This window comes from Streptomyces sp. AcH 505 (assembly GCF_000818175.1).
Classification (GTDB): domain Bacteria; phylum Actinomycetota; class Actinomycetes; order Streptomycetales; family Streptomycetaceae; genus Streptomyces.
On the sequence record NZ_JTIY01000002.1, the window covers coordinates 476,701 to 478,880 of the forward strand.

Here is a 2,180-nt window from a genome sequence, read left to right on the forward strand (position 1 = left end):
AGACGGAGACCGGCGACAACGTCGACAACCACGAGCGCCAGTACTACACCTCCGGCAACACCAGCGCCGCGCTCGACGGCCAGGGACACCTGGTCATCACGGCGCGCAAGGAGAACCCGGGCAACTACCAGTGCTGGTACGGCCGGTGCGAGTACACCTCGGCCCGGCTGAACACCTCGGGCAAGTTCTCCGCCGCGTACGGGCACGTCGAGACCCGGATGCAGATCCCGCGCGGCCAGGGCATGTGGCCTGCGTTCTGGATGCTCGGCAACGACATCGGCAGCGTCGGCTGGCCCAACAGCGGCGAGATCGACATCATGGAGAACGTCGGCTTCGAGCCGAACACCGTGCACGGCACGATCCACGGCCCCGGCTACTCGGGTTCGGCCGGTATCGGCGCCGGCTACTCGCTCCCCGGCGGCCAGGCGTTCGCCGACGGCTTCCACACCTTCGCCGTCGACTGGGCGCCCGACTCCATCACCTGGTCGGTGGACGGCAACGTCTACCAGCGCCGTACGCCCGCCGACGTGAGCGGCAAGACCTGGGCGTTCAACAAGCCGTTCTTCCTCATCATGAACCTCGCGGTCGGCGGCTACTGGCCCGGTGACCCGAACAGCTCCACCACGTTCCCGCAGAAGCTCGTCGTCGACTACGTGCACGTCACCACCAGCAGCGGCGGCACCGGCGGTTCGGGCGGCTCCATCACCGGACTCGCGGGCAAGTGCGTCGACGTGGCGGCTGCGAGTTCGGCCAACGGCACCCCCGTCCAGCTCTACGACTGCAACGGCAGCGCGGCGCAGAAGTGGACGGTCGGCTCGGACGGCACGATCCGCGCGCTCGGCAAGTGCCTCGACGTCAAGGACAACAGCACGGCGGACGGTGCGCAGCTCCAGCTCTGGGACTGCACCGGAGGCCCCAACCAGCGGTGGGCCGTCTCCGGGGCGCGCGACATCGTGAACATCCAGGCCAACAAGTGCATGGACGTCACGGGCAACAACTCGGCCAACTCCACCCGGCTGCAGATCTGGACCTGCGGTGGCGGAGCCAACCAGAAGTGGACGGTCAACGCCGCATGAGAACACTTCACTTCGGCGCCGAAACCGGCGTACTCCACCGCTACAGACGCCCGTTCCTCCCGATGCTCCTGCTGACCGTGGTGGCGCTCTGCACCGCCCTGGTCGCCTTCCCCCAGCAGAAGGCCGCCGCCGGTACGACGGCCGCCGCCGCCGTACCCACCGGCTGGGTCACCGTCGTCAACAAGGGCAGCGGCAAGTGCGTCGACGCCGCGGCGGCCGGCACCGCCAACGGCACCGTCGTCCAGCAGTACGCCTGCAACGGCACGACGGCCCAGAACTGGACCCTCACCGCCGCCGCGAACGGCCGCTACCAGGTGGGCAATCGCAACGCCACCAGCGCGGTCTGGGACGTCAAGGACGTCTCCGTCGCGGACAGCGCGCCCATCCAGCTGTGGACGTACAGCAACGGCGACAACCAGCAGTGGCAGGCCGTCGCCGAGGCCGACGGCTCGTACCACTTCGTCAACGGCCACAGCGGCAAGTGCCTCGACGTACCGGCCGCCTCGACCGCCGACGGCGTCCAGCTCGTGCAGTACGCCTGCAACGGGACCGCGGCCCAGTCCTTCCGGCTGGCCGCCGCCGACCCGCCGCCGCCCGCCGGTACCCCTGATTTCGGTCCCAACGTCACCGTCTTCGACCCGTCGATGCCGGCGGCGACGATCCAGAGCAAGGTCAGCGCGGTCTTCAAGCAGCAGGAGACCAACCAGTTCGGCGCTCAGCGCCAGGCGTTCCTGTTCCGGCCCGGCAACTACAACGTCGATGTCAACGTGGGCTTCTACACGCAGGTGGCGGGGCTCGGGCTTTCGCCGGACGACGTGAACATCAACGGGGCCGTGCACGCGGAGGCCGACTGGTTCCCGCCGCAGAACGCCACGCAGAACTTCTGGCGTGACGCGGAGAACCTGTCCGTCACCCCCACCGGCGGCACCGACCGCTGGGCCGTCTCCCAGGCCGCCCCCTACCGCCGCATGCACGTGCGGGGCAATCTCGCCCTGGACGACGGCGGCTGGGCCAGCGGCGGCTTCATGGCCGACTCGAAGGTCGACGGCCAGGTCAGGTCCGGCACCCAGCAGCAGTGGCTGTCCCGTAACGACGAGTGGGGCA

General features: G+C 69.3%; 2 protein-coding genes. Both read left to right on the top strand.

Annotation, left to right across the window (positions count from 1 at the left end; genetic code table 11):
- On the top strand, positions 1-1,076 hold a 1,076-nt coding region (locus HY68_RS32290), incomplete at its 5' end, for a family 16 glycosylhydrolase (RefSeq protein ID WP_041998504.1).
- Positions 1,073-2,180, top strand: a 1,108-nt coding sequence (locus HY68_RS45760; protein WP_241778832.1) for an RICIN domain-containing protein, incomplete at its 3' end; no start/stop codon positions are given. The genes HY68_RS32290 and HY68_RS45760, both read left to right, overlap by 4 nt.